At 63.3% G+C, this 25,609-nt stretch carries 22 protein-coding genes; 3 read left to right on the top strand and 19 right to left on the bottom strand.

The genetic code is table 11. The features are described 5' to 3' along the window. Positions 1–232 precede the first annotated feature (232 nt). Positions 233–1,279, bottom strand: coding sequence for a type VI secretion system-associated FHA domain protein TagH (gene tagH / locus NKH97_RS06095; RefSeq protein WP_352609940.1), 1,047 nt, complete (start codon positions 1,277–1,279; stop codon positions 233–235). Between the two features lie 240 nt (positions 1,280–1,519). Here tagH (NKH97_RS06095) and NKH97_RS06090 point away from each other — a divergent pair, with 240 nt between their 5' ends. Genes NKH97_RS06090 through NKH97_RS06080 form a run of 3 tightly spaced genes read left to right on the top strand, consistent with a single transcriptional unit; the run spans position 1,520 to position 5,454 of the window. After that, positions 1,520–3,847 carry a type VI secretion system Vgr family protein gene (locus NKH97_RS06090; RefSeq protein ID WP_023809159.1) on the top strand — a complete coding sequence of 776 codons (2,328 nt, stop codon included), beginning with the start codon at positions 1,520–1,522 and terminating at the stop codon, positions 3,845–3,847. A gap of 10 nt (positions 3,848–3,857) precedes the next feature. Beyond that, a complete protein-coding gene (locus NKH97_RS06085; protein WP_378978123.1) occupies positions 3,858–4,280 on the top strand; it encodes a DUF6484 domain-containing protein in 423 nt (140 codons plus the stop codon). 10 nt (positions 4,281–4,290) lie between these two features. Then, on the top strand, positions 4,291–5,454 hold the full coding sequence (locus tag NKH97_RS06080) for a hypothetical protein (RefSeq protein ID WP_023809157.1): 1,164 nt from the start codon (positions 4,291–4,293) through the stop codon (positions 5,452–5,454). Between the two features lies 1 nt (position 5,455). Here NKH97_RS06080 and NKH97_RS06075 read toward each other — a convergent pair whose 3' ends face one another. Genes NKH97_RS06075 through tssA form a run of 18 tightly spaced genes read right to left on the bottom strand, consistent with a single transcriptional unit; the run spans position 5,456 to position 25,447 of the window. Then, positions 5,456–6,499, bottom strand: a complete 1,044-nt coding sequence (locus NKH97_RS06075) for a hypothetical protein (RefSeq protein WP_023809156.1) — start codon at positions 6,497–6,499, stop codon at positions 5,456–5,458. Further along, the gene (locus tag NKH97_RS06070; RefSeq protein ID WP_050592625.1) at positions 6,496–7,581 is read right to left on the bottom strand and encodes a DUF2169 family type VI secretion system accessory protein; all 1,086 of its coding nucleotides are present in this window, start codon (positions 7,579–7,581) and stop codon (positions 6,496–6,498) included. Before NKH97_RS06070 ends, NKH97_RS06075 begins: the two co-directional genes overlap by 4 nt. 3 nt (positions 7,582–7,584) lie before the next feature. Continuing rightward, on the bottom strand, positions 7,585–8,064 hold the full coding sequence (locus tag NKH97_RS06065; protein WP_023809154.1) for a hypothetical protein: 480 nt from the start codon (positions 8,062–8,064) through the stop codon (positions 7,585–7,587). A gap of 3 nt (positions 8,065–8,067) precedes the next feature. Continuing rightward, positions 8,068–8,493 carry a hypothetical protein gene (locus NKH97_RS06060; RefSeq protein WP_023809153.1) on the bottom strand — a complete coding sequence of 142 codons (426 nt, stop codon included), beginning with the start codon at positions 8,491–8,493 and terminating at the stop codon, positions 8,068–8,070. 9 nt (positions 8,494–8,502) lie between these two features. Continuing rightward, positions 8,503–9,375: a DUF4150 domain-containing protein gene (locus tag NKH97_RS06055; protein WP_023809152.1), complete on the bottom strand. Its 873-nt coding sequence runs from the start codon at positions 9,373–9,375 to the stop codon at positions 8,503–8,505. Next, complete coding sequence (gene tagF, locus NKH97_RS06050) at positions 9,368–9,916, bottom strand: type VI secretion system-associated protein TagF (protein ID WP_023809151.1); 549 nt, start codon at positions 9,914–9,916, stop codon at positions 9,368–9,370. Before tagF ends, NKH97_RS06055 begins: the two co-directional genes overlap by 8 nt. After that, a complete protein-coding gene (gene tssM / locus NKH97_RS06045; protein ID WP_352440780.1) occupies positions 9,898–13,434 on the bottom strand; it encodes a type VI secretion system membrane subunit TssM in 3,537 nt (1,178 codons plus the stop codon). Before tssM ends, tagF begins: the two co-directional genes overlap by 19 nt. A gap of 1 nt (position 13,435) precedes the next feature. Next, positions 13,436–14,758 carry a type IVB secretion system protein IcmH/DotU gene (gene icmH, locus NKH97_RS06040; RefSeq protein ID WP_023809149.1) on the bottom strand — a complete coding sequence of 441 codons (1,323 nt, stop codon included), beginning with the start codon at positions 14,756–14,758 and terminating at the stop codon, positions 13,436–13,438. A gap of 4 nt (positions 14,759–14,762) precedes the next feature. Further along, complete coding sequence (tssK, locus tag NKH97_RS06035; RefSeq protein ID WP_023809148.1) at positions 14,763–16,097, bottom strand: type VI secretion system baseplate subunit TssK; 1,335 nt, start codon at positions 16,095–16,097, stop codon at positions 14,763–14,765. A 39-nt stretch (positions 16,098–16,136) separates the two neighbouring features. After that, complete coding sequence (gene tssJ, locus NKH97_RS06030; RefSeq protein WP_023809147.1) at positions 16,137–16,589, bottom strand: type VI secretion system lipoprotein TssJ; 453 nt, start codon at positions 16,587–16,589, stop codon at positions 16,137–16,139. 3 nt (positions 16,590–16,592) lie between these two features. Beyond that, entirely contained in the window at positions 16,593–18,065 is a 1,473-nt protein-coding gene (gene tagH, locus NKH97_RS06025; protein ID WP_023809146.1) for a type VI secretion system-associated FHA domain protein TagH, read from the bottom strand. Continuing rightward, positions 18,062–19,129 carry a type VI secretion system baseplate subunit TssG gene (tssG, locus tag NKH97_RS06020; protein ID WP_352440779.1) on the bottom strand — a complete coding sequence of 356 codons (1,068 nt, stop codon included), beginning with the start codon at positions 19,127–19,129 and terminating at the stop codon, positions 18,062–18,064. The genes tagH (NKH97_RS06025) and tssG overlap by 4 nt, the downstream gene beginning before the upstream one ends. After that, on the bottom strand, positions 19,093–20,967 hold the full coding sequence (gene tssF, locus NKH97_RS06015) for a type VI secretion system baseplate subunit TssF (RefSeq protein ID WP_023809144.1): 1,875 nt from the start codon (positions 20,965–20,967) through the stop codon (positions 19,093–19,095). Before tssF ends, tssG begins: the two co-directional genes overlap by 37 nt. Before the next feature lies 1 nt (position 20,968). Further along, on the bottom strand, positions 20,969–21,724 hold the full coding sequence (gene tssE, locus NKH97_RS06010) for a type VI secretion system baseplate subunit TssE (protein WP_023809143.1): 756 nt from the start codon (positions 21,722–21,724) through the stop codon (positions 20,969–20,971). Beyond that, on the bottom strand, positions 21,711–22,172 hold the full coding sequence (locus NKH97_RS06005) for an Hcp family type VI secretion system effector (protein ID WP_027035516.1): 462 nt from the start codon (positions 22,170–22,172) through the stop codon (positions 21,711–21,713). The genes tssE and NKH97_RS06005 overlap by 14 nt, the downstream gene beginning before the upstream one ends. 47 nt (positions 22,173–22,219) lie before the next feature. Next, on the bottom strand, positions 22,220–23,725 hold the full coding sequence (gene tssC, locus NKH97_RS06000) for a type VI secretion system contractile sheath large subunit (RefSeq protein WP_023809141.1): 1,506 nt from the start codon (positions 23,723–23,725) through the stop codon (positions 22,220–22,222). Positions 23,726–23,728: 3 nt separating this feature from the next. Beyond that, positions 23,729–24,268, bottom strand: a complete 540-nt coding sequence (gene tssB / locus NKH97_RS05995) for a type VI secretion system contractile sheath small subunit (protein ID WP_352440778.1) — start codon at positions 24,266–24,268, stop codon at positions 23,729–23,731. Between the two features lie 6 nt (positions 24,269–24,274). Beyond that, a complete protein-coding gene (tssA, locus tag NKH97_RS05990; RefSeq protein ID WP_352795735.1) occupies positions 24,275–25,447 on the bottom strand; it encodes a type VI secretion system protein TssA in 1,173 nt (390 codons plus the stop codon). Positions 25,448–25,609: the final 162 nt, after the last annotated feature.

Genomic DNA, 25,609 nt, shown 5'->3' with positions numbered 1-25,609 from the left:
AAGGAAACGCAACCCCTGCCGACCCTGACAGTGTCCGGAGGAAGGTAGGCTATATCTTACTATCCCGCCGAAAGATGACATTTGCCGCAGACCCCCAGGTCGATCAGCCTTAGCCGCTTAGCGAATTGTCGTATGCGATCGTAATCTCACAAACTCTCGATTGGAACCGGATGCCGCGCACCAAAGAGGTTTTCTTCGTCGACTTCAGCCTCGCATCCCCCTTTGGGCCTGTCTATTTCTGCTTGTCGGCCTTGGCATAGGCCTCGCTGAAATAGGCCAGGAATATGTCCAGCATGCCGTTCTCGTGGGCTTCCTCCATGGTTCGCCAGGTCGCGACAAAAGCGTCCCAGGCCTGGCTTTTCTTAGACGAGAACGATGTCGGGGGGAGTTTCTTTCCGATCGCCTCGGGCGACAGATCGTCGAGCAGCCGCGACAGCGCAGCTTGCATGGCGGCATAGGTGGCGAATTCGTGCGTCTTGAGATCGCGGAATGCATCTTTGATGCTGCGCCTGGCATCCAGATAGCCGGCCCTGCGGCGGGCGAACATGATTTCGAGGATGTCGTCGGTTCCCGGGCCGAACTTCAGGGGGTTGTTGTCGGCGGCGCTGATCATCGTCCGTTGTGTGCTCTTGGCCAGTATTTTCGCGGCCGTGCGCGCTTTCAAAAGCATGGTCAGTTCCTCGACCACAGTCCGCAGGACCGTGCCGATTTCGGCGGCAACTTCATGCGGATCGCGCGATTGAAGCAATTCCGGCGAGATGCCGGCCGCGATCGCGATTTCCCGCAGCACTTCGTCTCTGGTCGAGGGGAGAGGCGGTTGCGACGAGAACGCCGGAGCCGGAACCCGCTGCCCGGAATGTTGCTCCGAAGGAGTGAAGAACGGCTCGGCGGCGAATTCGAGCGGCCGGCCTGTCGCGGCCGGCATTTCTCGTTGTGTCGAACTGATATGGCCTGTCGTGGCGGGCTCGTCGTCGATCGATACGAAGATGACATGGCGGCCGATCAGCACCCGGTCGCCATGGCTCAGCCGATGCGGGCCGGTCATGCGCTGGCTCGATCCGTTGATGTAGGTTCCGTTGCGCGAGACATCGTGCAGCCAGAAAGCGCCTGCCTCGTAGCGAACCTCGCAATGCCGGCCGGAGATGAACTTGTCGGGGTCCGGCAAGGTCCAATCACAAGCCTCGCGTCCGATTTCGAAGCCGCGATCACGCGCCGCGTAACTGGTCGAGATGCCCGCAGGCAAGGCGTCGACATTGTTGATTTGCAGACTGATATACATCGAGGATCGCCGTCGAACGCTGATCGATACTCCACATTCTAGCAGTTTGCACATCCAGCAGGACAGCGGCGTTTCGAGCCAATGCATCGGCAGGGTAAGGTTTTTCCGCTGTGCATCTCTTTGGTCGGCCGGACAACATGTGGTAGGCTCAACATAGCCTGGTGCGGCGGGCCAAAAAGTTCCTGGATGCGGGAACTTCAAACCCACTGCCGGCGGCCGCGTCCAGGAGGGGCACGACCCATGCCGAACGAACGTGCCACGGTTGTGCAAACACCGGTTGGCGCCGAGCTGTTGACCTTCACGCATCTTGTCGGTCGCGATGAGATCAGCCGTTGTTTGGCCTATACGGTAGGGTTCGTCAGCCCCAGCCCCGATATCGATCCGCTGAAGATGCTGGGGGGTGTCGTTTCGGTGGAAGGCGAATCCGATCCGAAACGTTGGTTCAGCGGTCTTGTGTCCGAGTTTCGCCTGACCCGCATAGAAGACCGGCTGGCCTACTACGAAGCGGTCGTCAGGCCGTGGCTCTGGTTCCTCGGCAACACCACCGATTGCCGTATTTTCCAGAACAAGAGCGTCGTCGACATCGTCAAGGACGTCTTCAAGAAATACAGCACGGCGGAGTTCGATCTGCGTCTGCAGGGTTCCTACCCTCCGCGCGAATACTGCGTACAATATGACGAGACCGATCTGGATTTCGTCCAGCGGCTGCTCGAGCATGAAGGCATCCTGTATTTTTTCGAGCATGACGAGGGCAAACACACGCTTGTCCTGACCGATGCGATGAGCAAGCTGAAGCCGGCGCCGGGCTACGAGAAAGTACCTTATCATTTTGAAGGGCAGGGCTCCCGGCGCGATGTCGAATACATCACCGAATGGATACCGGGCAGTTCGGTGCGTCCGGGCGCCTATGCCCACACCGACTATGATTTCAAGAAGCCGGGCGCCGACCTTATGGCCAAGTCGGCCCAGCCGTTCAGTCACAAGCTGGCCGCCGGCGAAAACTACCGCCAGCCCGGCGCGCATCTCGAAGTCGGCCGGGGCGACAACCTGGCCGCGATCCGACGCGAGGAGATCCAGGCCGTCCACCAGCGTATCGCCGCGGTCGGCACCGTGCGCGGCCTGTTTTCGGGCTGTACGTTCAAGCTCGATGGCTTTCCGCGCGAGGACCAGAACCAGGAGTATCTGGTGGTCAGCGCCGAATACAGGCTGTTCGATCCGGGATACAGAAGCCATGCCGACGTCGACAGCGAGAACTTCAAGGTGATCCTGGGCGTGGCGCCGACCGCCTTGCCCTATCGTCCGCCACGGATCACGCCCCGACCGATCATGCGTGGGCCGCAGACGGCGACCGTGGTCGGTCCGTCAGGCCAGGAAATATTCACCGACAAATACGCCAGGGTGAAGGTGCAGTTCCACTGGGATCGCCTGGGCAAGAAGGACGAGAACAGCTCCTGTTTCGTGCGGGTCTCACAGACCTGGGCCGGCAGCGGCTGGGGCTTCATCCAGATACCGCGCATCGGCCAGGAGGTGATCGTCGACTTTATCGAAGGCGACCCTGACCTGCCGATCATCACCGGCCGGGTCTACAATGCCTCGCAGATGCCGCCCTACGGGCTGCCGGCGAGTGCCACGCAATCCGGCTGGAAGTCGGACTCCTCGCTCGGCGGCGGCGGCTACAACGAGCTGATGTTCGAGGACAAGGCCGGCTCCGAACTGGTCAATTTCCAGGCGCAGAAGGACCACAACCTTCTGATCAAGCATGACCGTACCAAGCTGGTGCAGCACGATCAGTCGGACCGCATCGACCACGACGCCAAGCATTCCGTCGGCCACAACCTCGACGAGGACGTCGGCAACAACAAGACAGTCAAGGTCGGCGTCGACCAGACAACCGACATCGGCAAGAACGATACCGAGACGGTGGGCGTCAACCGCTCGCTTACGGTTGGCTCGAACGAGACGATCGGCATCGGCGCGAACTCGACGGAGACGATCGGGTCCAATCACACGCAGACCGTCGGGTTGATCCAGACGATCACCGTGGGCGCGGCGCGAGTGGATTCAGTGGGCGCAGCGGAAACCCGAAGCGTTGGCGCCGTCCAGACGAATCAGATCGGCGCATCGCGCTCGATGACAGTGGGGGCCGGACAGACTCACACCATCGGAGCGGCGGACAATTGGACAATCGCGGCCGCGCAGAGCGTGAAAATCGGCGCGGACCAGAGTTTCGCCATCGGCGGCGCGCAGTCGTCGCAAATCGGCAAAGGCAGGTCGGCAAAAATCGGCGCTGACGACGCAACCGATGTCGGAGGCGGGCACGCGCTCAAGGTCGGCAAGGGCAGCGGAATCCAGATTGCGGACGACAGCTCGATCAAGGTCGGCAAGAACCTGGTGATCGAGGCGGGTGACTCGATCACACTCAAATGCGGCTCGGCGTCGATCACGATGAAAAAGGACGGCACCATTGTTGCCGACGGCAAGGACATAACGCTCAAGGGCAGCGGCAAGATTACCGTCAAGGCCGACGGCGACGTGATCGTCAAGGGAAGCACCATCAACAACAACTGAGGGCGTCATCATGGAAGTGCTGGATCGTATCGACGGCGTCGTGATCGGCCTGCTGATCGGTTTCGAGGGCGGGGCACCGCTTGTTGTCTTCGTTGGCAATCCGCGCGAGACGGCGATTGCGGCGCGCAGCCTGACTGAACTGGACATTTCGGCGATCGGTTCAGAACTGGCCCTTCTGTTCGAGGAGGGTGATCCAACGCGGCCGTTGGTCGTTGGACGCATCGTCGATCCGGCGCACAAGAACAGGGAGCTGAAAGTCGCTCGCGAAGGCGACCGTGTCGTCATCACCGGAGACGAGCGCATAGAACTGCGCTGCGGCCTGGCGTCGATCATTCTGGAAAAGAATGGCCGCGTGACCATTCGCGGCAGCCAGTTGACGAGCCAGGCCAGCGGGACCAACCGTATTCGCGGTGGGGCCGTGCATCTCAATTGAGGCGTTGCCTATGCACCGCGTCGCGACCATCGCCGCCATCGTGGATCAGCATGCCGAGGACGCGGCTTTCCTGTGGCTGCGCCGTCGTCGGGAGATCGACGGTCCAATCCTCGACGAAACCGATATCGGTCGCATAGACCAGCGTCTCGAAGCCAATCTTGAAGGGCTCATGGCAGCCGGCAAGGCCGGTTGGGAAGCTGCTCAAGCGCGCTTTGCTGACTACGCCGAACCAGGCGAACTTTTCGTGCTCGGCACTCTGGCAATGCGTTGGAGCGATGCCAAACTGGTAACCTCCGCAATCGACGCCGGCGTAAGCGTGGGTGAAGCCGGCTTTTCAAGCTTGTCCGCTGCGATCGCGCGCACGCCGCGCGATAACCTGCGTCCCTTCGTGGCGCAATGGCTGGACACAAGCGATGCGCGACTACGCTGCCTTGGGCTGTCTGCGCTCTGGCATCACCGCGTCGATCCGGGACCGCGCCTGCATGATCTGGCCAGCCATTCCGACGCGAACGTCCGCCGGCGCGCCGTTCGGCTCGCCGGTGGGCTCGGGCGGCGCGACCTGCTTCCGGCAGTCCTGGCTGGCCTTGATGGCGAGACGGCGAGAGAACGTCTTGCGGCCGCCTTCGCCGCTTGCCTGCTTGGTGAGGCGCGGTCCGCGCACCCAGTGATCGACAAGATCGTGCTGACGGAGACGGACCAAGCGGAGGCGGCGATCGAGATACGCCTGCTGACAACGCCGCCCAAGGCCGCGAAAGGTTGGTTGCAGACGCGCCTCGGCCAGCCCCTGCTACGCGTGGCGGCAACGGCGTCGATCGGCCTGTTTGGCGATCCGTCGGTGATGCCCTGGCTGATCGAGAAGATGCGCGAACCGGAACTTGTCTTTGCCGCCGGGCTGGCGATGCGCGATCTGTTCGAGGTGGATTTCAACGACACCGACCTGTTCACGATAGACCCGGCCGATTTGGGGAAGGCGTTTGAATCTCTGAACCACAGCCCGTTGCCTGTCGCCGATCGCGTTGCTGCTTGGTGGGACGAGGGACGGGGCGGGCGCGGCCGCACGCCTTTCCATTCGATGCGCCGGTTGCGGCTCGACGCGTTGCGCGCGGCCATCGCGGCAACCGATACGCCGCTGACCGATTGGCGCAGGACGCGCCGGTTCCCGGCCTGGATGTAATCTATCGGCGGTTCGCCCGCGCCACGACGGCGGCGGCGCGCAATCCGTTCTCGGATGCGACTTCGCACATGGCAATCGATCCCGGCGCATAATTCTGGACAAGACTGTCGGCGGCCAGCATCAGCGCCAGCGCGCCGCTGGCCGCGCCGGTGTCGCCGACCGTCATCGCCGGATAGGCCGTCGCCATCAGGGTGCGGTGCGTGCGATAGAAGCGCGGTCGGGCAATCAGCATCTCCCAGCCATGATAGCGCTCGCCATTGCCGTTCGAGACGACGAAGTCGATGTCGGGTTCCGATGGTCCCGATCCCGAAACGGCGTCGCGCAGCGCGCCGAGCATGGCGCGGCCCTGGCTGTAGCGCTCGGAAAGGATGCTGTCCGTCTCCTGGGCCATGCCGATGCCATGGATAGCGGCCACGACAGGCTCGCGGCCAGGTTCCCGCAGCAGCCGCACGAAGACGGCCGCCTCGCCAGGAACCAGTCCTTGGGCGTTGTCCGCGCCCTGTAAACGTCCGGTCCGGCTGAGCCGGCCGAGGTCGGTGTGGTTGACGAGGCTGTCGACGCCACCGAGCAGCACTTGTGCGGCGCCTTGATCCTCCATCAGTGCAAGCGCCCGTTCTATCAGTCCCACACTTGCCGCCGCGCCGCCGTCGATGACGCACGAGGCGTGGTGGAATCTCAGGCCTGTTGCGTCGACAACCGCGGCCAGGAAATCGCGCGCCGGAATATCAACGAAAGCCGGATGGTTGCGAAAGCTCTCCGGCGTCGTGATGAGCAGCGCGGTGGCCGCCGCGACCCCCGGCTCGCCCGCGCCGAGCGCTTCGTTGATAGCGCGGGCGGCCATGTTGACCAGCCATTCGCCTTCGTTGCGGCGCAGATGCCGGTGAGTGGGTATGCGCGCGACTACCTGTGGCACTCCGAACGGTTCGGCGAGCGTGATTTCCTCGAAGGCCGAAAGGCTCGCCCGAATGGCTGCGATCGTTTGCCGCGCGTTCAGCCCGGCGGGCGTGACGGCGCCGCCGCCGGCGACGTAGAGCGGCCGCTTCATGGCTGCCACACGGCGCGGTCGACTGTGCCGTCGCCGCCACGCGGGCTGAGATAGCTCTTGCGCTTGCGCCGGGCCACGAGAAAGGCGGGCGTGACATGGCCGAAGACGATTTCCCGCAGCGCCGGCGTGTTCCGTTTTGTCACGTGTGAAAAGCGCGCTTTCAGTGTGACGCGCCACAGATCCGGCTCGACAATCACCGTGTCCGCGGCAAACGGACGTTCCTCGACCCGGTCGTCATAGATCAGCCGCACAGGCGCAACGATGCGCGGCAGGCGGAAGTCCCAGCGGCCGTTCGGTGTCATGCCGATGATCGTGACAGTCTCACCGCCATGGATTGCCGGCAGGTGCTGGTCCGCCGGGGCGCACAGATTGTAGCGCGGATCGAAATCCCCGGGAGGCAGTGGCCACTGCGTGTCGATCCAGGCTTGGTCGTAGGTGCCCGCGAGCGGCAGTCTCGGCATCCAACCCCGCCCGAGCGGGCCGAAGCTGGCCGGTCTGGGCCGATCGGAGGGACTGAGATAAGGTTCGGCGGGGTAGGTGACATTCGGGGCTTGTGTTCGCACTGCCGGATCGGCGGACGAGGCATGGTGATAGCCGACGCCGACCGGGTTGCGTCGGTCAAGCCGGCCATCTGGCAGCGTCCCACCATAGGCGCGCTCGTAAACGATCGGCATGGTTCGGAACAGGGCCGGCGCACTGTAGCCGCCGGCATCGTAGATGCGGTCTCCGACAACGTTGAGCACCTTTTGCAAGCCACCGACGCGGAAACCGACCTGCATCTCCGCCACCGGACGGCGGTTCGGCGCGTGCGCCGAACCGTTGACAAGGATTTCGGCGGCCGGCTTATGCGGCGCAATATCGGCTTCGTAGCGATTGGAGGAATTGGCTGGATCGCCGAACGGGATATCCCAGAGCGCGACCGGCATCTGGTCTTCGCAGACGTCCAGTGCCGGTGCGCCGTCGAGCGCATCGAAGCTTGCCGAGAACATGACGACCAGGACTTCCTGGCCGTCGGCGTCGAGTTGCACATGTGTTGCGGTGGCGAACGGCGTGCGATTCTCGATCCCGACCGCGAACGCCATCGCTCAGCACCAATTGCCGTGTTCGTCGAGGCCGATCGGCCAGTAGGGCATCGCGGTCAGCAGCGTCGCATAGTCGTCATGGCCGCCCTGGATCAGCCACTCGAGAAGTAACACTTCGGGAGGCACCGCACTCGACGCGGAACGCCGGTTTTCCTTGTCGCACGCGAGCCAGTACTTGCGCACGAGCCAGACCACCCTCGGGTGGCCGGCGGGGCCGGCAAGCCCCTTGGCCTCGATCGTTCGGAGGATTGCCTCGCCCATCGGCAGGCCGGTCTCCATGCGCTCCTCGACACTCGCGTTCCATGTCTCGGACGCGACAGCGAACACGTCCACGAAATCGAGCAGATAGGCGGCGAACAGGCTGCGATGTCCAGCCGAGCCGGTCCCCGGCGCCGTCCCTTCCGCGCGGCCTCGGACGTCACCGGGCGCGCGCAGCAGCCGGTAGGTCCCGTTCTGGATGTTGTGGTTGACGAGCAGTGCCATCGCTCAGGACTCCTCGAATTCCGGATCTTCCCCGATGGGAATGAAGTCGAACGGCCTCATGAAGTCCGCCAGCTCGGGCTCGGTGTCGCCCAGCCAGGAGAGGAGCAACGTCACGGGTGGGACCGGCCCGTCCCCCTCGCTCCCTTCGGACAACTGCTTGGCCTCGGAGCCCCACATCTCGCTCCTCCCGGGCTCCGGCCCGCCGCCCGAAAGCAAGTCGTTCAGTCGCGTCGTTTCGAAGTAGTACTTCCGAAACAGGGCAATGACCCGAGGGTGACTCGCTGGTCCCGCCGGCCAGCGGGCGTCGACAAGCTCCCTGTTGACTTCCTGCGCACGAAGGTCATGCCACCATTCCAGCAATGGTGGCACGACGATCTTCAACTCGTCTGTCCAACGATCATAGATGTCTTGATACGTTATCGAGATCATTTCATATCTCTATATGCCCAGGCCGCCAATGTGCTTGTTCATCGCATCGTAAAGCTCGCGGCGATCCAGTGCGCGCATATCCTGGGACTGCTCCATGCTGTGAGCATGACAATGCGGCTGGCACGGAAGGTCGCGCATCCGCTGGGCGAAGCTGCCCGGATCGTGGCACGCTCCCATCTCCCACGCGGTCTTCTGCGGCGGCTGGTGATCGGCGATCATCGTGACCTTGCCGTCAGTCTGCCTTTTGATTTTCTTGTCAATGTCCTTCAGCGCCTTGTCCTTGGCTGGGCCTGAAGCCCGACGAAGGATGTTGGCGCGGTCCTTCTTGCACTGCCAGCAGGTCTGCCCCTGCACGGAAGCGCGCTGGGTCTCGGTCGTGGGGGTATAGTCCTCCGAGTACTTGTAGTCGCGCGGGCAGTCTTCCTTCATCGCGTCCTTGCCCAGCACCACCGAGAAGTCGACCATGGCGGACACGTCGACCGTGTTCGGCAGCGGGCTCGCGGTATTCTGCTCCATCGGATCGCCGTGGCGGCAGACTCCCTTGCCCTCGACCTTGACCGTGAACGACCAGAGCTTGAACGAGCCCTTACCCTTGATGCGATGGGTGACCACGCCGGCGCCAAGTCCAGGCGTGGCCGCTTCGTTGCCCGTACTCAGCGCCACTTCGGAAGAGTTCTCCAGCGCCGTCGGTGTTCCCTGCACCTTGACGCTCTTGCTGCCTTTGATGAGATCGCTGGCCGAAAGCATGTTGACATATGGAACCGGCACCGGTCCCGCTGGCGGCGGCGGCGGGCTGAGGCAGACGTCGCCCGGCGCGACGCCCTTGCCGCCGCTTGCCTGGTGGAAGAAGCCCATCTTTTCGGCGTAGACCGTGTTACCCATGGCTCAGGACCCCGCCGTCTCCGGCGATGCCGCGCATCGCGGGCAGGGCATTTTGAGCAAGGTCGTGGATGTCGGCGAAGCCGAACTCCCTGACCTCCCAGTCGTCGCTCCAGAATGCGATCTTGTCGGTCGCGGCGGCGGCGCCCGGAGGTGGCAAAATCTGAAGGCTTTCGGCCAGCCGGGTCTGCGCCCAGTAGTTGTCGACGCAGTTCTGAAGAAGCGAGGCCACTGCATCGTACCACGGGTCGCCCGGCTCCGGCGGGGCCCCAAGCCGGACGATGGCGAACGGATAACGGCGGCCGACGCGATCCTCGCTCATGCGCCAGACGCCGGCACAGGGCTGGTCGCCGAAAATGCCGCCCTTGACGATGAAGCGCCAGACACGCGAATCCAATTCCCCCTCGTCTGGCCTCTCGCGCAGTTCCATCGACATCCACCGGTCCCAGCGGTCGATGAACGCTCGCGGCAAGTTCGCGGCGACAAAATCTCCGGTCGCCGGAATCTTGCCGAAGAAGCCGGTGCTCATATCTGCGGCGGACATGAGAATTTCTTGAACATTTGCAGGTTGTAAGGGTTTTCGACGCTGGCGGCCTTGAGCTCGAAATCGGCGTACATGCCTTTCGTGCCCAGCCGCAGGCTGTAGACATCGGACAGCGAGGTTCCAGTGAATCGGCCGCTGCGCAGCATCCTCAGCCACGCCCAGCTGCCGGTCTCGTTGAGCATGATTTCGGGCGAACCATCGATGGGCTGGAAGGCGAGCGAGATGACCCCGGTGCCGTCCTTGCCGGGCCAGGTCATCGGTTGCGGCCGCGTCGCGTTGTTGAAGTAGACGAGGGTCTGGCCATCGAGATTGAGCGTTACGCGCGTGACGTTCGGAGACAGGTCCTTGGGTTCCAGCGTGAAGCTCATCACCGGTCCTGTACCGCCGGGAAAGAGATCGTCGCGTATCCGCCTGGCCTGCTCGAAAGCCGCCAGCGCCGAAGGGTCGAGGCCGAAATCGGCACGCCATTTCCACGGCTGGCTGGCGGTGTCGACATAGCTGATCAAATGGTCGTTGGTGAACGCGTCGATCAGGCCCGCCGGTCCGAACAGGCGGGCGAAGTCGCGGACATTGACGTCCACCGCGCTTTCGGGACTGAACGGATAGCGGTCGTTGAGCGCCGCCTGGCAGAAGGGCAGGATGTCGGCGCGCCAGATGGCGTTGAGCTCCGAGGTGACCGCCTTTTGCGTCAACCCGCTGGTGTCGCCGGCGACACCGCCGAGCCAGTCGTCGACCGGGTCGGGCAGGATTTGCGCTTGCCTTGCGACCGCCCCCGTCAGTTCGGCGAGGCCGCCTTGCTTCTTGATGGCATCCTGGGGATCGGGATTGGCCGTGACCGTCTGCAAAACGTTGGACAGCGCCGTCAAAGCCACCACCGCGGCGTCGAGTGCTGGCGGCTGGCCGTCGACCTCGGCAATAGCACCTTTGAGCGGCTTGAAGTGTTCGGCCACCAGGTTGCCGGTAAGATCCACCTCGTCAGCTGAGCCCGCGCGTGGAAGCAGCTTTGCCCCCGTTTTGACGATCTTGCCGAGCTTGCCGAGTTTGCCGAGCAGTTTCGAGCCGCCCTTGGCCGCCGCCTTGTCGTCGGCCGGCGCTTCATCGGACCGGGTAAGCTCGGTCTCCTGAACGACCGCCGTGAGCAGGCGTTTCAGCGCTGAATCGGCGCTGGAAAGATCCTTCAGATTCTCACTGGCGACATTGAGGTCGCTCAACGGCGCAAGCCTCATATCGCGCAGGAAGCTGTCCCACTGTGCGATATAGTCGTCGTAGTAGAGCTTCAGGATGTCCTCGGACAGCGCCGACACGGACGTTTCGGAGTTCTCGGAGCAGCCCCCGGCGAAGACCGCCCGATCCAGCGCCGCTTGTGCTGCCACATCCTCGATCCGGTCGAGAACGGCGTCATGGAAGCCTGCATAGGTGAATGCTCCCGAAATGCCGACGCGAAGCGTCTTGCCGGAGCGACGCGCAAAAACCTTGGCGCCGTTGGGACCGGCGAAATTCGCCGGAATCCATTCTTTGAGCCCGGCCACTACCGGATCGGCCAGCAATTGCTTGTAGGCACGCGCCGGCAATGAAATCGTGCATACCGTTTTCAGCGCTTCGGCAACCAGCGCCTGGTCGGGCTCGATATAGCTTTCGTCGACCGTCATCCGGCGGATGGCCGCAAGCTGATGCTCTTCGGCATCGGCGGTTGGAAATGGTGCTGCGGCCGCGAATTCGGGAAGGCTGTTGACCCACCAGTTCTGGGTGTAGTCGGGATCCATCTGCGACAGACCCGTCATCATACGATAGGTCTTGAGAGCGCCGAGCATGAAATCCGGATCGCGGATCTGCCGCCACATGGTGGCCTCGAGAAGGGCCACCATGTGCGGCTCAAGCACGTTGCGCAAGGCGTGATCGTAGGTGTCGGTCTGAGCCCGCACCAGTTCCGCCGAGGCCGATGGCCCTAGCAGATCCTGGACAGCGGCCGGCGGTGCTGTCCGGGCATTTGAGACCGCGTCCATTGCCTCGAGCGCGCCGTCGATGGCAGGCTGCTGCACCGATGCCGGGTTTGCGGCAGCCGAGGTCAACGGCGTCTGCAGCGCTTCGAACTGGCTTGCCTGGGCCGAGATCGCATTGCGGTTGTCGTAGTAGGACCAGGCAAACACCGCACTGGCCAGCAAGCCCGCTGTGGCACAGGCAGCCGCCGCGCCCCGCCAGATCCAGGCGCGGCGGCGTTGCGCCAGCGGGTCGAACGTACCCAGGCCTGCTTCCTTGAAGATGACTTCGGTGAGCAGGTTCTTCAGGAAGAAGCTGCGTTTCTCGACCCTTGGTGCGGGCAGGACCCGCCGTGGCGGAAGACCGAAAGACGACGACAGCGCCGCGGTCAGTCGGTCGATAGGCGCCCCTTCCTGAGTCGCCGACGTCAGGTAGAGGCCGCGCAGCCATGCAGCCTCTTCATACCGGCTTTCGCCGAACATCGCCTCGACCAGCACCTGGATCGGTTCGGACAGGCTTGCGAGTTGGGCAGGAAACCGGAAGATCTCTGCACGGGCGGCGAGTTTTTCCTCATCCTCCAGGCGCGGCACCAGCCGCCGCTCCAGCTCCGTCGCCAGCGTCGAAATTTCGCGTTCGATGGTCTTGGCATCCACGCGCGCATCCAGCGCGAAGGTCGTTCCCCACACCTGCTCGCGCGAGGCGGTGGACAGACCGCCGAAGAAGGCTTCGAAACCCTTGATCAGATCGGCCTTGGTCAGCATCAGATAGACCGGAAGGCGGATTTCGAGCCGGTCGTTGAGCTCGGCCAACCGGCGGCGGATCTTGCGGCCGTGCGCCTTGATGGCTTCGTCGCCCTCCGAAAGCACGTCGATCGAAAGCGCCACGATGACGCCGTTGAGCGCGCGGCGGCCGCGATGCTTCTTCAAAAGGTCGAGGAAGCCCAGCCATTCCGCCGCGTCCACATCGGGCTGGCTCTCCTGCTGCACATAGCGGCCGGCGGTATCGATCAGAACCGCGTTTTCGGAAAAGAACCAGTCGCAGTTGCGGGTGCCGCCGACCCCTTGCAGGTCGTCGGTGAGGTCGATCGGAAAATTCAGTCCGGACTGCCGCAGAGCCGTGGTCTTGCCGGTGGCCGGCGGCCCGACGATCACATACCACGGCATGTCGCGCAGAAACTTGCGGCCGCCCAGCTTGCGGCGCTTCAGTTCGGCCATCACCTCGGCGAACTTGGCACCCACGGCAGCGACGTTCTCTTCGCCGGGGCTCAGCGGCTTTTCCACCGCGGGCGCGGCAATGTCGGCGACGAACAGGCGGTTGGCGCGGATCGCCCGGCGCTGGGCGACGATCAGCCAGATCAGCCAGAAGATGACCAGCAGCGCGATGATGACGATGCGCACATTTTCAGAGGCGAACGGTTCGTAGGCACCGACCCTGACGATCGGACCGAACACCCAGATGACCAGGGAAAGCAGCGTGATGCCGATCAGCGTCCACAGCCAGCGCGATGTCAGAACCGCCCAGAGGAAGCGCAGGATGAACATCTCACAGCCTCTTTTCGACAAGCACCTCGGCGCGGCGGTTCAAGGCTCGCCCCTGGCGCGTGCTGTCGCTGGCCACTGGATCGGTGGCCGCGCGGCCCTCGGAATGGACGCGGTCCCGTGGCACTCCGTTCTGGACCAGCATGTCGGCAATCGTCTGGGCGCGAGCCTCGGACAGCCGCTGGTTGGTCGACAGCGGATTGGTCTTTTGCAGAGGAACGCCGTCCGTATGACCGATCACCGTGATGTTTCCGATCAGCTCCTGATTGGCGAGGATCACCTTGGCGATCGAACCGATCAGAGGCTCGAAGCCTTCGGTCAGTTGTGGCCGCGACGACTGGAACAGTTCGGGGTTGGAGGCCTGGATGATCAGCTTGGCCAGCGAGACGCTCTCGGTGCCGCTGAGGGCGGATCTGAGGTCGGCCGGTGCACCGGCCTGAAATTCCGGCAACAGCGCAAAATCCACTTTCTCCGGCGGCGGGGCCTCGACCTTGGGCGACGTACGGCTGATGTCGCCGCGTGCAGGCGGCGGCAAGGTGCGCACAAGTGCGGAAAGCTCGACCGCCTGGCTGCTCAGTCCCATCGAGAGCCCGATATGGATCGCTGTGGAAACAACCGCCGCACCGAGCGCCATGACCCAGATCGGAACGATGAAGCGCTGCGGCTCGTCGGATGCGATCACGCCCTTCCAGTTTGGCGACAGTGGCGCGCCTTCAGCGTCGGCATCGCGCAGGAAGCGTGCCGCCGCCACGCGAACGGCATTGAGCGAACGGTCGCCTGATCGCCCAGGCACGCGATATTTGCCGCGGAAACCGAGCGCCATGCAATCATACTGCAGTTCCAGCAATTCGCGATCGCGGTTGGGATGGCGTTCCAGTTCGTCGAGACGCGTGAAGAACTGCGTGCCGGCATCGACATCGCCACGCAGCATGACCACAAGCGGCTGCCGAGGCCAGGCGCTGGCCCCACCCCAGGGCGTGTTCAGAGCCAGATCATCGAGCAACGCCGCCACGATCCAGGCTGCCTGGTCGGCCCTCTCCATCGAGGATCCCGTCGACATTGCCATGTCGCGTGCCCGAACCAGTTCTTCGAGCAATCGGGTGCGCAACGTTTCCGGATTCTCCGGCGGCAGCGCACTCTCGAGCTCGGGAGCGAACTCGAGCAAGGGTGCGAATGCGTTGACAAGCGCGTTCGGGTGGGTCCGAGACCGCTTTACCACCGCCCCCGGCAACAGCGGCGCCATCGGTCGCGGCATCGGCGCGCCGGTCAGTCGTATGCGGGTGCGTTCGCGATCATCCGACAGTCCGAACGGATCATCGCGGCTCATGATCTCACCTGTTCACCGAATAGCAGTCCACCTGCGGCTCGCTTGGCAACACGCCCGAAACGCCGATGACAAAGCCGGGAGCATCGAGCAGCGAGGCCCAATGCTCGCTTTTCTGGTCCAGCTCGAGGCACAGCCGATCGCCATCGTAGGGGATCTCGCGCGGCTGGGAATGAAGCGGTTTCAGCGGAATGCCGGGCAATCGCGATTTCCACAGGCCCTCGAACTGGTCGGCCGAGCCGACAGTCGCCTGATTGACGAATATCTTGCGCAGCGCGTCCTCCGACAGCTCCGAACCGACCCGGATGACGATCCGGCTGGCCACCAGCAGCTTCGGGTTGTCGATGCGGATTTTCCAGACATTGGTCGAATGCCGCATGACAGGCAGCGCACGCGATTTAGGCTCGATGTAACGCAGGCTGAGGATGAGCGAGCGCAGCGCATCCGCCAGCGCCGAATAGGCGGGGCCTGGCGCCATGTGATCGTAAGCGGGTAATTCGCCCAGGCGCCGCGCGCTCGATCCGTAGGTCGCCATCGAACCAGCGAGCCCGGCAAGTTCCAGGTAAAGCTCGGCCGGATGGAAGACATCCTGCGCCAGCATGTGGGCGAGCCGCGGACGCGCCGCATTGGCGAGATTGAGCATCAGCAGATCTTCGACGCTGCGCCCAGGCCCGCCCATGACCATCTTGCCATGCGCCTCGGCGATCTGCTCGAGGCCTGTGACAACTTCCAGAAGCAATTGCCGATACCAGGCCACCGCGCCGGTAATCAGTGTCGGCGGCAGGAAGGTCTCGTCCAGAGAGACGCCACCATCGGCTCGAACCCCCTTGAGGTCGGCTATCGGCAAGGCTGTGTAGCCACCGACCGACTTGCCGGGTGCAAGCAGCAGCGCCTGCGGACGGGCGATCTCGATTTCTTCAGGATCTGAACCGCCCTGGACGGCGTCACGCACCGAAACGACCCGCCCGTGATAGCGTGCTCCCGAGGCGGCTGCGTGTGCCGGATCGAAGCCGACACCTCCCGGAGGCTCCAGAGGCAAGGCCACCAGCACCGGCCCGGCGCTCGTGTCCGGGGTGACCGGCAATGGTCGCGGCGCGTCCATCATGTCTGGAATGGAGAAAGGTGTTCCGTCCGGAAAGATGCCCCGTGCGGACAGGATCGAGATCTGGCCGGCCTCCAGCAATGCCTGATCCAGCGTCAGCTGCTGGAAGCCGAACGTATGCAACTGCCCGGCCTGCAACGCGCCGCGCACCGTCGCCTCGAAAAAGCGATCCTGCTGCTGGAAATGCTGGGTCCGGAGAAACAGACCTTCGGACCACAGCACCCTGTTTGCATCGCTCATGCCGCTACTCTCTGCATCGAGCTCCCCTTGCCCTGGCCGTTAGGCGGAAATGCCGCCGCTGCCAAGCGAGACGTTGACCGTAAATTGTGATCCCGCCGACACTGACTTGGTCGTCCGCCAGTTCCGGCCGCCGGGCTCGCGGATCAGTGCAACGAAGCCCAGCGCCGTCGCGTCCGGCTCGACCGTGATGGTCTTGGACGCGGTCTTTCCCGGCCCGACGGCTATCTGGTCGGATCCGATGAGGTCGCCTGCGAGTGCCGAACCGGCATCCCCCTGCAAGGCAAAGTAGTCGGCGGAATTGAATTTGCCGGTGCTGCGCAGCCGCATGACGAGGACCGTCACCGGCCGGTCGCCGCCGCCCGGTCCCGGGTTCATACCGGCCCCGCCGGTCAGTTTGACGGTGATCACCGATGGTTTCGGCGGCCCGCTCTGGCAAGCCGTAAGCAGCCCGGTTGCGCCCAAGGCGACAATGAATTCGCGTCGATCGATCATGTCTCACTCCTCCTCATATGCATCCCGAAAATCAGCGCCGATTTCGCCCAGAAAGCTTTTTTCCGCGCTCTCGGCGATTTCACGGTGGCGTTTCTGGTAAAGCTCCCACAGCTTGGCGCTGCGTCCGCCCGAAAGCAGCGTGCCGATCGCGGAATTCGATTTCAGCTCTTCCTCGATCGCTGTCGGGTCAAAACGGTCAATCATCCGCCGCAAGGCGCCCTGTACGCCGCGCCAGGCGCGCACGTGATGTTGGGCGAGGTCGCGAACCGCGTCGGCGATTGCCGCTTCGCCGGCGAGAAATCCAGGGCTGCGCTCGGCGAGAAGCGTGACGATGGCGTCGTCGACCGTCGGCAGAAACTTGAGCGGATTGACTTCGGAAGCCCCAACCATGGTCTGGGCGACGCGAGCGTTTCCCTTTTCCTCGGCCCGTTTGCGCAGAAGCTGCATCAGGCCTTCCATCATCAACCGATATTCGCGGCCAAACTTCTCCATTTCCGCAATGCTGTCGCGCTCGGGGAAATCGGCTTCCTCGACACCCATGCCATGCAGGAATGCGGAGCGGAGCGCCATGTCCCCCAGTTGCGGCGCTGCCGGCAGGCGGGCGGGTTTGGCAGCAGCACCTGCCCGCGCCGGAGGCGGGACGTCAGCCGCTTGCGCGGGCAAATCCCAGGGATTGGCGGATTGTGGTCGTTGGGCGATGCGCTCGCGCTGCCCGGCCGAGCCGGTGCCGTTTGCCGAACCGGGCGCCGCGGCCGATCCGAAACCAAAATCATCCTTGAAATCGGACGGCTTTCCATGAGCGGGCTCGGCTCCCCGGCTGGGAGACGGCACGGGGTCGAGGCCGAAGGGGTCCGCCTGGTTCGCCGCGCCGCCCGGTTCGCGGTAAGAGGCGGCATTTTTCGACACAGGCGTTGAAACCGGATCGAGGCTGAACGGGTCATCGAAACCAGGCGAACTGCGCTGGCCGGAGGTGGCACGCTCGAACGCGCCTGGAACCGGCCGTTCGAACGGGTCCGGCAAATCCGCCGGACGTGGCCGTCGCGGCTCTTCTTCGACCGTGGCGGAAAAGAAGTCGTCGTGGCCGATGCTCACCGGCGCCCGGGATGCCGGCGGCAGGCGTTCCGGAGCCGGCTGGCCGGCTGTGGGTGCTTGGGCGGTTGGCGTCTGCAGATCGACATAGACGACGTAGTCGCCCAGTCTTAGCCGCATACCGCTTTGAAGACGCGTCGACTTGCCGGCGCCGAGCGGGCTGTCAGAATCGTTTATGAACAATCCGCTGCTTGACGTATCGGTGACGAAATATCCATCTCGCCCGCCCGAGATCCTGCAATGAGCTCGCGAAACGAACATGTCGGGATCGTCGATCTGCCAGCCTGCGTCCGCGCTGCGGCCGATCACCAGGTCGCCTTCGTCCAGCCGGGTGTGCCGTACGGCCTGGGTGCGTGGCCCTTGCTCCAGCGTCAGCAGCAGGCTCATGTCGCGACCCCCGCCATTTCCGGCTGCCATCCGACGATTGTGCGCAGCCGCAGATCGTCAGCATCGCCCCTTTCGGCGGGCCGCGCAAGCCAGGCGGTCCGGCCGAGCTGGACCGCGCCGATACGCGGCGGCGGCACGGCTTCCCGCGCAAGCACGATGCGCAGATCGACGTCGAGCGATTCCCCGACCATGTCGCGAACGGCTTGCTTGAACAGTTTGAACCGCTGGCCACCGGGCAGGAACGCCTTGAAGTCCTCGTACCCCAGCGGGCCGACACGGAGCTCGATTCGGCTTTGGCGGTTGAAAACGCGCGGGCCGATTGTCGCTCCTCGGCCAAGCCCTGCATAGGCTTTTGCAAGACGGGTCTGGAGCCCGGTTGGGATGATTATCCAGGCGGCGATGAACTCCTTAATCTGAACCGGCACCTTGAACGCTTCCGCCAGGAACAGCGTCAGCCGTTCCGGGCCGTCGACCTGGCTGGCGAGCGAAGCCGCCTGGCGAAGCTTCACCGTATCGAGATCGGTGTTCTGGGTGCCCGGAAGTCCTATTCCCGCCATGGCTTCGAGCATGGCGCGAACGCGCCCGCCGACCGCGCGTTCGACCTGTACGGCCGGATGCGCATCCGCCCATGCCCGATAATACAGGGCGATCATGCGGTGCTGAAGAATGTTGACGAAGTCCACGAATGTCGTGTCGCTGGTTTGCTGGGCATCGGCGCCGGTGAACCAGCGCTGCGACAGACGATCGAGCACCCAGCGTGTCAGATGCAGCGGCAGCGGACCTTCGGGTCCCATCAGGCCGAGATTTGCGACGGTGACCCTGGCCGGAGCCTTGTCCTTCGCGTCGTGGAATTCAACCACGTCCCTGGCCGAAAAGCTAAGACGCACATGCTGTCCGAGCCTTGCAGGCTCGCGCTCTGGCGAGCCGGAATAGCCGAACAGCCCGCCCCTCCGTTCGAGTCGGCGCAACAGTTCGAAGAAGTCGAACGTCCCGGACAGCGCCTCGGCATGGTTCGGGTCGACTGTGTCTAGATCAGGTAGCGATTGCCGGGCGTCATCGGCCATGGCACATCCTCCTGCTTCTGCAGCAGCCGCGTACGGGTTCGCACGAAGCCGTTTATCCCGGCATGCCGGGCAAACAGCCGTGCCAGCAGGGCCGAAAGCAGCAATGTGCTTTGCCCTGCCAGGACCAACTGGTCGACATGCAATGTTACTTCCGTGCCACGTCCAAAGCACATCGGGCCGTCGATCTGCAGCCGTTCGATGACCGACCGCGAGTCGATGCGAACGATCGAATGCACGTTGCGGGCAAGGCTCGGATCTCCCCGGTCGGCGTAAAGATCAAGCAGCGCATGCAGCGGATCGACGCCGCGGCCTTCCTTGGCAAGGCTGAGAAAATTGAGCGCCAGTTGCGCCACCAGCCGCCAGGCGAGATTGTCGGCGCGCGATTCGCCCGCCGCGCCCGAAGGCAGCGCCGCGGGGATGGCCGGGCGAGGCGGACGCAACGCGCCGAGAAGCCGCACCGTTTCGACCGGGTCGCCGGCCTCCAGCGTCAAAGTGGGATTGTCATCGAGGATCGGCAGATCGCGGTTGGTGCAAAGCGCCACGATGTCGACACGCTTCAGCGACCGGTTCGCCTGGCTTTCCACCGGGCGTGAAATTGCCAGGAAAACATCGTCCCCTGCGTAGGAGGTGCGGGTCAGCCCGTCGCGCCGCTCGTCTTCCGTCGCGCGACGAGGACGCCGCTCGGTCGAGTAGACCCAGCCACTGCCACGATTCTGACCCAGGCTGAAGAGCTCCGGAATTTCGGCATCGCTGCCCCCGGTGTCGGCGTCCTCCACGCGGATGACCCGATAGATTTCGAAGTCACGCGCCCGCGTTCGGTCGGCATGCAGCACCTGGCGCGTCCTGCGCGGATCAAGCTCGATGACGTTGCACTCACGCTCGAAGAGATTGATGATCGGCGTTGCGAAAAGTTCGAAATCGGCCGGGGTCAAGTCGGCAAGCTCGGGCACTGGACGCCTGAACATGAAGATGATCTCGAGCCCGGCGGCGCATCGGCGCACGACGGGCTGCAGTCCGGAAACCCGCGCATAGTGAAAGCGCTCGGGCATCATGAAATATTCGCGCAGCAGACGGTACCCCTCGAATGTCGGACGGGTCCGAGGCATCAGGGCTTCGTCGTCGCTGATGCCGATCATTTCGGGTTCCGGCAAGGGCGATACGGGGTTGGTCTTGCCTTCCGCGCGTGCGCCAACGGCCGAACAAGCGCCAAAAATCGCGTCGAGAATCAAGGGTGCCTTGGTGCGCCCGGAAAAATAGAGATCAAGCTTGTCGAGCGACAATTCGTCGAGCCTGCCTTTTCCGGTTCGGGCCAGCACGATGCGGAGCGCCGCCTCGCCGGCCACACCGCCGATCGGCCCTATGCCGGCCGCCGCCAGCGCGCTGCGATCTTGAAAATAGCTTACCGAAGTCACCGCTATCGGCCACAGCGTGACGTCCTGGGCGGTGGTGAAGGTGCAGCGCGTCGAAAGGCCGGGCTGCAGGCCGGAAACCAGCCGGGTGTTGCGCTTGACGACATGGCCGGCAACCATCGTCTGGACCTGCTGGCCGGGTTTCAGCACCACCATAGCCGTTGCCGGCGCCGGCGTGACCAGATCGGGATAGAGGACATCCAGCACGCTGCGTGAAAACCGCGAGCGCTCGGCATCGACTTTCAGCCGGGTGCGCGCCGCGAGAAAAGCGACGCCGTCAAGCAACCGCTCGACATACGGATCCGGACACGGCACCGTGTCGAGGGAGAGATTGCGCGCCACCGCCGGATGCAGGTCGGCAAATTCCGCCGCCAGCGCACGGATATGGGTCAGTTCCTCCTCGTAATATTCCACGAAGACCCGATCCATCTCAGGCCTCCCTAAATTCGGTCCGCGCCAAGCCGTTGTCGAGATTGATCGTGGTGCGCAGACGCATGCGTTCCGGCGTCGGCGTCATGATCAGCACCGCGTCAATCTCGATCTTCAAACCCACGCTCTTGTCGCCAAGCGTCACCGTGACCTTCGTCGTACTTTCCTTGAGGCGTGGCTCGAAGGTAGCAAGCACCGAGCGGATCTCGCGGGCGAGCGCCTCGCGATCAAAATCGCGGGAGGAACGGCCCGAAAAGGAGGGCACGCCGTAGTTGATCACGCTTCGGCGCACCTCCGGGAAATCGGCGAGCGACGGCGGGTTGTCCGCTGCCTGCTCGCTTTCGAGATCGGAAAGAAGCGGAACAGCCTCGAAACGCTCGGTGTTGAACAGGGCCTCGATATCGCGCCGCACGGCCTCCCGGAGCACGCGGGCCGACACGACCACGCCGCGGCTTTCCATCTCCACGCGATGCTGGATCTGAAAGGCCAGGCGGTGCAGGCGCCGCTTCTGATCGGCCGTCAGCTCCGCATCGGCATCGATGAGCCGCGCGCTGCCCGCAACCAGACCCTCCAGCCGGTCGGCGCCGAGTTCGTCCTGCAAGGCCTGGCGCAGCCCGTCTATCTCGGAGGTCATGCCCGGCAGGTCGTTTACGAGGCGGTCCCAGAGAGAGGGCTGGACCGCTTCGCGTTTTGCTCGCGAACCAGCGGTGACCTGCAGCTTGTCCGCGTCGGGCCGCCGGCCCTCACTTGCCGACATAGACATCCATTTCGATTTCGTCATTGCCGTCATAGACGAACTTGATCTTCTTGTAGGCGAAGCTGACCTCTTCCTCGATCAGGTCTTCCTCATCCTCCGCCTGCGACAGGTCGTATTCCATGATCGAGGCGTCGGTGAGGGTGACGACCAGGTAATCATTCGTCTCGCCATCGATGGTCCGGCGAGCCGAGAACACCACTTCGTCCAGCGCCTTGTTCTCGAACAGTGCTTTCTTCAGATAGGGCGAGGACTTGTCGTAGTGCTTGGTGAACTTGATCATTCCCAAGGAGACACGGCCGCGGCGCGAGAGCGAATTCGGATCGTATGGCGCGACTATCTTGTAATCGACCCCATGGATTTCGATTTCGTCCTCGTGGCCGTCACGAACGCTTGGGCCTTTGATATCCGGAACTTTTAGAAAGCCATCAATCTTCGTACCTGTGGGCATTGTCTTTCTCCACCGCTTTCAAAAAACCAAGATGGTGTTGCTGCAATTCAAGTCTTCACGGACGGTAGTTCCGAGACCAGTCGGAGCGAGGCATTGATGCCCTCGAGCTGGTAATGCGGACGCAAATAGAAGCGGGCGTTGTAATAGCCCGGCCGCCCCTCAACGCTGTCCACCTGAACCTCGGCCGCGGCAAGCGGGCGCTTGGCGCGCGCCTTGTCGTCGGCGAAGGCCGGGTTGGCCAGCACATATCGGTTGATCCATTCGGTCAGCCAGATCTGCATGTCGGAGCGCTCTTTGAACGAGCCGACCTTGTCGCGCGCAATGGCCTTGAGGTAATGCGCAAAGCGCGAGACCGGGAAGAGATAGGGCAGGTTGGCACTCAGCCGCTCATTGGACTGCGCGTCGGGGTCGACCAGCCGCCCCGCCCGCGTCTCGTCGTCCTGCAGTGAGTGTGCGCCGATGAAGGCCGCGAGATCGGTGTTCTTTCGATGCAGGATCGGCATCAGGCCTAGCTTGGCCAGTTCCGCTTCGCGCCGGTCGTCGATGGCGACTTCGGTCGGACATTTCATCGCGATCGATCCGTCATCGGTCGGGAAGCTGTGCACCGGCAGGTTAAGCACCGTGCCGCCATTCTCGACGCCGCGGATCTGCGTGCCCCAGCCATAGAGCTTGTGGCTGCGGTTTATGTTCACGCCCATAGGGAAGGCGGCGTTCATCCAGACATATTTGTTGTGATCGCCCTGCACCTCTTCCTCGAAGGTGAAGCCCTTCACCGGAACGGTATCCGTGCCGTATGGCAGCCGCGCCAGAACACGCGGCATGGTCAGGCCGATATAGCGAGCGTCCTCGCTCTCGCGCAACGACTGCCACGAGGCATAGGCCGGGTTGGAGACGATCTGCTGGAGATCTTGCGGGTTCGGCAATTCCTGCCAGCTGTCCATGCGGAACAGGCGCGGCGAGGCGGCTGCGATAAACGGCGTGTGTGCTGAAGCACAGATGCCGGAGATGTTACGCAACAAACCGACGTCGCGCGGGTGGTTCGAGAATTCGTAGGCGCCAATCACACAGCCGATCGGCTCGCCGCCAAGCATCGAATACTCGTCCGTATAGACTTTCTTGAAGATCGGGCTCTGATCCCACATCTGGCCTTCATAGTCTTCGAGCGTGTCGGCCAGTTGCTCCTTGGAGATGTTCATCACCCGGATCTTCAGCTTCTGATCCGTCTCGGTGTTGTTGATGAGATACCAGAGGCCGCGCCATGTGCCTTCCATCTCACGCACTTCGGGCGCGTGCAGGATCTCGTTGACCTGTGTCGTCAGCATCTTGTCGATGCCCGCGATCAGCGACTTGATCGACTTGATCGCATTGGAGGAGATGGTGGTGGTCTCGGAACGGGACTGCGCCGCGAGTGCGAGATTGCGCACGAGTTGCTGCAGTTTCTCGCTGTCGTCCTTCTTGACCTTGAAATCCTTCTCGAGAAGCCCGCTGAATTCTCCAAGATCTATGGCTTCCGCCTCGGCGGCGACGGCGGCGGTCTTTTGCTGTTCGGCCATGATTTACTCCCCAACCTTGTCGTCGTCGGCCAGCGCCTGGCTGGCGATCTTGCCAAGAAGTGGTTCGTTGTTCAGAAGTTGCGCGATGCGTTTTTCGGCGTCGACGCGGCCATCCATGAAGCCAAGCAGCTCCTCGAGCTGGCGCCGCATCTTGAGGATCTCGGCCAGTTGCGGAACTTGCTCGGCAATCTTGTCCGGGGCGAAATCGCCCATTCTGGAAAATGTAAGGTCGAGCGCCAGTTCCTCGTCCCGCTCGGCGCCCTCAACCTGAGGCAGCGTATTCTTCACGCGGGCTTTCACTCGTGGTCCGAGCGCCTCCATGAATTTGGGGAAGCGGTTTGCGTCGGTCTCGACAAAGGAACGGTCCAGCACCGACTTTGACGCTTCCTTGGTCTGCGAAGCACCGGAAAGGTCGGCCATCACGCCCATGACAAACGGCAATTCGATCGTCGTCGGGCTACCGTAGGTTTCCACGTCGTAGGCGATCTGCACCCGCGGTGCGCGATTTCGTTCGATAACCTTCGCTTTGCTTTCGGCTGGCATGTGCTGTTACCTTTCATCCTTCTGAGCCGTCTTCTTGACATCGGGAACGCCGGCAAGGAGCCGGAATTCCTTCAGCCCCGACGGCGCGAGATCTTCCATCAGTTCAACGAAATCCATATGCACCATCCGGCGCACGCGCCGCGCTAGGTGCGGAATCGGGCTCGACGGTTCAGTGCGGTCATAAAAGGCGACGACGAGGTCGAGGCATTTCACCACGTCGTCGCGCGAGGAAATCCGGTTGGGAAGCCCCGTGCTCGAGTCCGCGTAGCTTGCCGCACTTGCCATAGTATCGGCTCCATGACCGTTTCGAGCAGGCGTTGCCGGTTCTGCCGGCGTGGGCGGCTTGGCCGCGCCATTCGCCAAGGCGCCGGCTGCCGAATTCCGTTCGAGGGTCGTCAGCAGACGCTGCAGAAACCGCTTCAATTCCGGAACAGGAGCGCCGCCGCCCTCGAGACGGGCGTTGAGAGCGGTCTCGACCGCATCAAGGGCTGCGATCGCTGCCCGGGCGTCGGCGACGAGCAAGACCATTTCTGCGTTGGCTTGATCCATCTGTGCCGCACATCCAGCACGCACCCGGTTCAACAATTGTCCGTGCGCACTGACCAGTGCGGCCTTTTCTGCCGCGTTCAATCCCGAGGCGGCTTCCTGGAGCATGACACGGTCGTCGAGCGCACACCTTTCCAGATCCTTGCCCTGGATCGGGCCGATCGCACGTGGCGCAAAGAACGTCATTAGCCGCAGGTTCGCCAACAACCCCTCCTGACCATTCTGGAGGTCGAGCAGCGCGTTGATACGGCGCAAGGCGGCATCGCGTGGCAAAGCGTTGGGCCGCAGTGCCGGATGCATTGTTTCCCAATGCTGATCGAAGGTCTGCGCAATAAGGGCCAGCCCCTGCGCGAGCCCGGCCAGTCCTTCTTCATTGGCCAGCGCGCGCGTGACGACGACGAGCAGGCGCAGGTCCCGGCCATGCGCACGCAATTCCTCCGCCTTGGCGAGCACCGCGGGCCAGTCGACCGGAATGGTGCTTTGCGAGGCGGGTTTGTTCTGGCCGTCGTGGACGACCTTGATCTCGGGTTCCGTCAGGCGCTCCAGCTCATGAAAAGCCGGGTCGTTGCGCAAATCCTCCCCTGACGGATTTTCACCGTCGAGCGGAGCAAGCCAGAGTGCGACATCAATCACACCAACCCCCAGCGATCGGCCCTCAAACCGTACGTGACCCTACGGTATCACACGGTTGCACTTTACCACAATTCAAGCACTGCTCAAAAAATTAACGAAAGCTGACCAAGCCGCGTCTTGGGTGCTGGAACCCTTGACCAGATTGCTGACCCTGTATGTGAA

Origin of the sequence: Mesorhizobium sp. M0870, from assembly GCF_040319775.1 — a bacterium.
Lineage (GTDB): Bacteria > Pseudomonadota > Alphaproteobacteria > Rhizobiales > Rhizobiaceae > Mesorhizobium.
The sequence above is the reverse complement of the archived record's forward strand: the minus strand, read 5'-3'. Positions and strand labels throughout refer to the sequence as shown.

Bases quoted from the DNA above. Each gene is read 5' to 3' on its own strand.
- tagH (WP_352609940.1), bottom strand. From the start codon at position 1,279: ATGTATATCAGTCTGCAAATCAACAATGTCGACGCCTTGCCTGCGGGC.
- NKH97_RS06090 (WP_023809159.1), top strand. From the start codon at position 1,520: ATGCCGAACGAACGTGCCACGGTTGTGCAAACACCGGTTGGCGCCGAG.
- NKH97_RS06085 (WP_378978123.1), top strand. From the start codon at position 3,858: ATGGAAGTGCTGGATCGTATCGACGGCGTCGTGATCGGCCTGCTGATC.
- NKH97_RS06080 (WP_023809157.1), top strand. From the start codon at position 4,291: ATGCACCGCGTCGCGACCATCGCCGCCATCGTGGATCAGCATGCCGAG.
- NKH97_RS06075 (WP_023809156.1), bottom strand. From the start codon at position 6,499: ATGAAGCGGCCGCTCTACGTCGCCGGCGGCGGCGCCGTCACGCCCGCC.
- NKH97_RS06070 (WP_050592625.1), bottom strand. From the start codon at position 7,581: ATGGCGTTCGCGGTCGGGATCGAGAATCGCACGCCGTTCGCCACCGCA.
- NKH97_RS06065 (WP_023809154.1), bottom strand. From the start codon at position 8,064: ATGGCACTGCTCGTCAACCACAACATCCAGAACGGGACCTACCGGCTG.
- NKH97_RS06060 (WP_023809153.1), bottom strand. From the start codon at position 8,493: ATGATCTCGATAACGTATCAAGACATCTATGATCGTTGGACAGACGAG.
- NKH97_RS06055 (WP_023809152.1), bottom strand. From the start codon at position 9,375: ATGGGTAACACGGTCTACGCCGAAAAGATGGGCTTCTTCCACCAGGCA.
- tagF (WP_023809151.1), bottom strand. From the start codon at position 9,916: ATGTCCGCCGCAGATATGAGCACCGGCTTCTTCGGCAAGATTCCGGCG.
- tssM (WP_352440780.1), bottom strand. From the start codon at position 13,434: ATGTTCATCCTGCGCTTCCTCTGGGCGGTTCTGACATCGCGCTGGCTG.
- icmH (WP_023809149.1), bottom strand. From the start codon at position 14,758: ATGAGCCGCGATGATCCGTTCGGACTGTCGGATGATCGCGAACGCACC.
- tssK (WP_023809148.1), bottom strand. From the start codon at position 16,097: ATGAGCGATGCAAACAGGGTGCTGTGGTCCGAAGGTCTGTTTCTCCGG.
- tssJ (WP_023809147.1), bottom strand. From the start codon at position 16,589: ATGATCGATCGACGCGAATTCATTGTCGCCTTGGGCGCAACCGGGCTG.
- tagH (WP_023809146.1), bottom strand. From the start codon at position 18,065: ATGAGCCTGCTGCTGACGCTGGAGCAAGGGCCACGCACCCAGGCCGTA.
- tssG (WP_352440779.1), bottom strand. From the start codon at position 19,129: ATGGCCGATGACGCCCGGCAATCGCTACCTGATCTAGACACAGTCGAC.
- tssF (WP_023809144.1), bottom strand. From the start codon at position 20,967: ATGGATCGGGTCTTCGTGGAATATTACGAGGAGGAACTGACCCATATC.
- tssE (WP_023809143.1), bottom strand. From the start codon at position 21,724: ATGTCGGCAAGTGAGGGCCGGCGGCCCGACGCGGACAAGCTGCAGGTC.
- NKH97_RS06005 (WP_027035516.1), bottom strand. From the start codon at position 22,172: ATGCCCACAGGTACGAAGATTGATGGCTTTCTAAAAGTTCCGGATATC.
- tssC (WP_023809141.1), bottom strand. From the start codon at position 23,725: ATGGCCGAACAGCAAAAGACCGCCGCCGTCGCCGCCGAGGCGGAAGCC.
- tssB (WP_352440778.1), bottom strand. From the start codon at position 24,268: ATGCCAGCCGAAAGCAAAGCGAAGGTTATCGAACGAAATCGCGCACCG.